Annotated in this window: 4 protein-coding genes and 1 pseudogene; all 5 read right to left on the bottom strand. The window is 64.7% G+C overall.

The window, feature by feature from the left end; all coding sequences use genetic code 11:
- Positions 1–558, bottom strand: a pseudogene (locus HP547_RS19655) (RND family transporter); the annotation flags it as partial.
- 15 nt (positions 559–573) lie between these two features.
- The gene (locus HP547_RS19650) at positions 574–1,569 is read right to left on the bottom strand and encodes a YCF48-related protein (RefSeq protein ID WP_172228082.1); all 996 of its coding nucleotides are present in this window, start codon (positions 1,567–1,569) and stop codon (positions 574–576) included.
- 21 nt (positions 1,570–1,590) lie between these two features.
- Positions 1,591–2,949: a DUF1329 domain-containing protein gene (locus HP547_RS19645; protein WP_172228084.1), complete on the bottom strand. Its 1,359-nt coding sequence runs from the start codon at positions 2,947–2,949 to the stop codon at positions 1,591–1,593.
- A gap of 38 nt (positions 2,950–2,987) precedes the next feature.
- Positions 2,988–4,943: a DUF1302 domain-containing protein gene (locus HP547_RS19640; protein ID WP_172287137.1), complete on the bottom strand. Its 1,956-nt coding sequence runs from the start codon at positions 4,941–4,943 to the stop codon at positions 2,988–2,990.
- 77 nt (positions 4,944–5,020) lie between these two features.
- Positions 5,021–5,348, bottom strand: a 328-nt coding sequence (locus tag HP547_RS19635) for an alpha/beta hydrolase (protein WP_172287136.1), incomplete at its 5' end; no start/stop codon positions are given.

Raw genomic sequence — 5,348 nt, 5'->3', positions numbered from 1 at the left:
CGACCTGAAGTCACGCGCGACCAGGCTGCCGACAATGTTGGCGCGTTCGATGTTCTGGCGCAGTTGCTCGATGTCTGCCCTCGCACCCTGGTAACTGTCGGGCATGACCGGGCCACCCTGGAAGCCTTCTTCGGTGACTTCGGTCCAGCGCACGGCGGGGCTCCACAGCGACTTGACCCAGGCGCGGTCCACGCCCTGGCTGAGAAACAGCTCGTCGTTGATGTGGCGCAGGGTCTGTAGGTAGCCCGGATCGAAAATATCGCCTTGGGTGTTCTCCACCACCACCCGCACCGCGTTGCCCAGGCCGCGCAACGAGGCGCGGTTTTCCAGGTAGTTGTGGATATACGGGTGGCTCTGCGGCAGCATCTTGTCGAAACCGGGCCGCAGCTCCAGACGGGTCAGGGCCATGAAGCCCAGCACCAGGGTAGCCAGCAGCATGCACAGCAGGAACGCCAGGCGGTGATTGAACACCAGGCGCTCCAGGCCGTTGCCCGAACGCGGGTCGAAGTCAGCGAGGTTGCGAATTACCGGCAGGGTATCTTGGCGGGTAGCGGCCATCAGGGTCTTCTCTGGTTATGGGTGCGACGGGGGATTACCGGCCTGGTTGCGTACGCCCCGCTCGCCCACCAGCACCAGGCCGTTGCCTGCATCGGTGGTGAGCGCGGTCACCGGGCTGCGGGCGCTTTGCGGCACCGGGCTGAAACTGGCGCCGTCATCCTGGCTAAGCAATAGCTCGCCGGCCTGGCTGGCTAGCCACAGCTGCCCGTCACGGTCGATGCCGGCAGCGGTAAGGCTGCTGTTCACGCCGGTGGAGACCGGCTGCCATTGCCGGCCGCCATCCGTGCTGCGATAGGCGTGACCACGCAGGCCGTAGACCAGCAATACGCCGCGCTTGCCGACAGCGCCGAACAGCGTGCCGGCGTAGGGCGTGGCAATGCGGCTGAAGCGCTTGCCGTCCCATTTCAGCAGCAAGCCCTGTTCGCCGGTGATGTACAGGTCGTCACCCACCGCAGCCAGGCTGGTCAGGTGCAGACCTTGCGGGTTGTCGCTGTGGTCCAGCCACGGCTGCCAGTGCGCGCCACCGTCAGTGGTGCGCAATAGCAGGTTGAACACGCCCACCGCGTAACCATTGCGGGCATCGCTGAACCACACGTCGAGCAAGGCATTGTCGGCACTCGCAGCCGGCAGCTGTTCGGCCAGCGCGCGGCCGTCCAGCTGCCGCTGCCAGTGCCCACCACCATCGCGGCTGTGCAGCACCACACCCTCGTGGCCGACCGCCCACCCCAGTTCGGGCGTGGCGAAACTCACGGCGTTGAGGTCAGCGCTGACCGGCACCTCGGCCTGTTGCCAGTGAGCGCCGTGGTCATCGGAATACAGGATGTGCCCGCGCGGGCCCACCGCGACCAGGCGCTGCCCGGCCAGGGTCACATCGCGCAAGGCGCTGCTGGCGACCAGCGCGCTGGGCATGGCGGGCACATCCAGCACGTCGGCAAAGGGCGCCGCCATGGCTGCGCCGTGCAGCGCAGCCATGGCCAGCATCAGTGCGCTGCAGCGTTTGAAGACAGACATTGGCCACCTCTGCTCCATGGTTCAGCGAATGCCATTGCCGGCCAGCGACTCGGGCGACCATTGGGTCTTCGACAGCGGGTCGATGTAGCGGATGCCGCCATAGGCGCCGACCACGCCATTGAGGTTATAGGTGCCACCGATCAGGTCATGGATCATGAACGGGGTGGCATCCGGGGTCTGCTTGTCGTAGCTCTGCGTGAGGAAGGCGAACGACCCGCGGTACAGCTGGCCACGGGCGTCGTACTGGTCCGAGGCCAAAGCGATCCAGCTGTCTTCGTCGAGGTAGAAGCGGCGCTTGTGGTAGATGTGCCGTGCGCCGTCCTTCAGCTTGCCCTCCACAACCCACACGCGGTGCTTCTCCCAGCGTACGAACTGCGGCGCCAGATGGTTGGGCGTGGTCAGTTGCCTGACGTCGGTGTTGTAGGTGAGCTGGTAGGTGTTGTACGGCACATACATTTCCTGCTTGCCGACCAGGGTCCAGTCGTAGCGGTCCAGCGCCCCGTTGAAGACGAACACGTCATCGTAGGTACCCGAGCCCGAAGTGCCCGGGTTGGGCGTGTCGTATGCCAGGTTGGGTGCCAGCTTGACCCGGCGCTGGCCCGGCAGGTACTGCCAGGCACTGCGCGGCTGCACCAGCGGGTTGGCGGCATCACGCAACATCATGGCTTCGCCGGCACGGCGCGCGGGCCCGGTGTACACCAGTTTCATCTGGTAGTAGGTGTCCTTGGCGCCAATCGGCTTGTTCATGTCTTCGTATATCGGGTAACTGATGTTGGCCTGGCCGGTGGTCGACAACGTGGGCTTGCCGGCAGCATCGACGTTCCATGAGTCGTATTTGGCAGTCATGCTTACGCCTTGGTAGCGCAGCAGGAAGTTCCACATCGCTTCGGCACCGTTCTGCGGGATAGGGAACGGGATGCCGGGTAGCACATTGTCGACTGCACTACCGCCTTCCTGGCTGTGGGCACCGGTGGCGTTTTTACGGGTGTTGTCGAGCACCGCCTGGGGCAACGCCACGCTACGGTGGGTCGGGAACACATCCACACGGTAGCTGGGGTAGCGCTTGAGCAGCTCCAGGGTGGTGGCGGTGAGCTGGTCCTTGTACTGCGCGGCGTTGTTGCCATCGATGACCAGCAGCGGCTTGTCGCTGGCAAACGGGTCGGGACGCATGCTGGCGCCGCTCTGGTAGCCGGCGGGCGGGGTCAGCAGGCCGCCCTGGTAGGCCGGGATCGAGCCATCGGCGTTACCGGCTTTTTCCGCGCCGATGGCGGTCAGGCTGGTGCCCAGGCGTGCGGCCTGGTCGGGGGACACAGCGGCCTGGGCAGTGCTCAGGGCGGCCAGTGACAGGCACGAGGCCAGCAGGGTTGGTACGAAGTTCATGATGGTTGTCTTCCTGTATGGGCGTTAGGAAACATGACTCAGAAGGTCGTCTTGACGGTCAGGTACAGGGCGCCGCGGTCCTCGGTGGTGGCACCACCGCCGGAGAAGGAGGCGTAGCCGCCGCCGTAGCAGGTGTAATCCTGTTCGCCATCCAGGGCGTTGGGGGTGCTGCCGTCGGTCTGGCCGTCCTTGCAAGCCTTTGCCTGACCGAAGCTGTCGACGTACTTGAGGTCGACGAAGTACTGGTTGTAGATGGCCGCGCTCAGGCCCAGCGCATAGTTGCCAGTGTTCTCGGCGCCACCGCCTTGCACCGGCGACACACCGTCGATGCCCACGTTGATCGACAGCGGCAGGCTCAGGTCCATGCCCGGCAGCACCTGATACCAGGTGGGGGTGAAGTTGACGGCGATACCCCAGTTGTCCCGTGTAGCCTTGTCCAGGCCGCGATAGCTGCTCTTGCCCTTGTACAAAGCCTGATTGTGGCTATCGAGCTTGAGCAGGTTGCTGTAGAACAGCTCGCCCAGCAGGGTTGCCGCGTCGAACAGCGGTGTGTCGCCAATGGTCATCAGGCCGTTGACGGTGAAGTGCAGCGTGTCGCCGGTAGCACTCAGGCTGTCGCCATCCCTGGGCACGTCGTAGACCACACCGCTGCTGGGCAAGCGCGCGGGCAGCAGGCCGAAACCGCCGCCCAGGCCGCCCTGGCCAGGCGCGCTGACGATTGCCGGGATACTCGCCAACGGCATGTTGTGGCGGATGTTCAGGTCACTGCCGACGCTGATACCGCCGACATCCCTGGAAAGGCTCAGGCCATAGATATCGATGTTGTCGGCATAGGCGAACTGGTAGGTCGGGCTCTGCAGCGAGTTGTACAGGTTTCCTACCGCGCCTTGGCGGCTGCCCGGCGGGTTGCCGAACGGGCCGTTGGCAACGCTCATGCCGCGCGCGTCGAGCCAGGCCTGGGGCAGGATTTCCGAGGTCTTGCGGTAGTAGAAACCAAGGGTGCCACCCAGCCAGTCCGGTGCCCATTTGGCCATGACGCCCCAATCGCCGCGCTTGCCCGGCGTCAGGTCGTGGCCACGGCGAAGGGTGGTCAACGCCCCGCGCACCGGAATAAGCCCCGGTGTCCCGGTGTGCCCCAGCAGGAAGCTCTGCGCACCCTCGCCTACCACATCCGCGCCACCATAGTAGGTACCAGCCTCAGGCAGGCGAGCGGCGTCCCAGTCGAAGAAGTACTGCGCAGCCACGCTCAGTTCAGCGTTGACCAGAAAGGAGGTCGACAGCTGGTTACGCGGTACGAACAGTTCCTTGGCCTCGGTGCCCGGCGAGGCGGCCAGCTTGGCCAGGTCCAGACCGGACTGACCATAGCTCAGCGAGTGCACCGGGTTGAGCAGCGTTTCCCCCCAGAACAGATTGTGCTGGCCGAGTTTGGCGCTGACCTGCGAAGCCTCACCCACGTCACGGCTGATGAATACGAAGGCATCCAGCACTTCGCCGGACGGGCCACTGTAGTAGCGTTGGGCATAATTGCTCAGGTGCGGGCTGCCAAGTGGCACGCCGGTACCCGGCAGGCCGTTGAGACTGGGGTTGATGCCCGACTGGTCGCCGTTGCCATTGACGAACGGGTTGCTGTTGGAACCGGCGTTGTCATAGGCCTTGTCGTACCAGCTGGCGGTGCTGACGCGCAGCCCGGTATTGCCGTGGTACACCACGTCCAGTTCGGTCAGCAGATCGACCCGGTTGCTGATAGTGCTGCCGGCCTTGCGAAAGTTGTAGTCGCCGTCGTTGCTGTTGGGCGTGCCCAGCATGCGCTTATCGGCACTTTCGGTACGCACGCCGTAGTTGTATTTGACGGTATTGTCGAAGCGCACTGCCCAGCTTTCATTGCCAGTATCGACTTCGAAAGCCTGCGCGGCGGGTAGCGCAAGCAAGCCGATGGCGCAGGCGAACAGGCAGCGCTGTGGCTTCACGGCGCGGTGAATGCGGTGTTCAGGCATTACGATGGCTCCACGTATTGTTATTGTTTTTTAACCAGCCCGTCTTGCGCGGGCGTGGTTGGGGCGTCCATGCACTATTACAGGTGGGCACTGTCCATTCGGCGGATCAGCGCTTCGGCCAACGGCCAAGGGCCGAAACCGGAGGCCGGGTTGAGGTGGCCCACGGCGCCCAGGTTGACCAGCTCACTGCCCCACCGACCGGCCAGTACGCCGGCGGCGGCGTAGGAGGCCAGGGGGTCATTGCTGCTGGCCGCAACGATGCTGGGGAACGGCAGCGGCATTGGCGGCAACGGTGACCAGCCCTTTTCTGCCAGGCTGGACGGGCTGGGGTAATGCGCTGGCCAATCAGCGTCGAGGTCTGGTGGCGCTGCCAGCAAGGCGCCCTTGATGGGGCGTCGGTAGCGC

Source organism: Pseudomonas sp. CM27, from assembly GCF_013179515.1.
Classification (GTDB): Bacteria; Pseudomonadota; Gammaproteobacteria; order Pseudomonadales; family Pseudomonadaceae; genus Aquipseudomonas.
The sequence above is the reverse complement of the archived record's forward strand: the minus strand, read 5'-3'. Positions and strand labels throughout refer to the sequence as shown.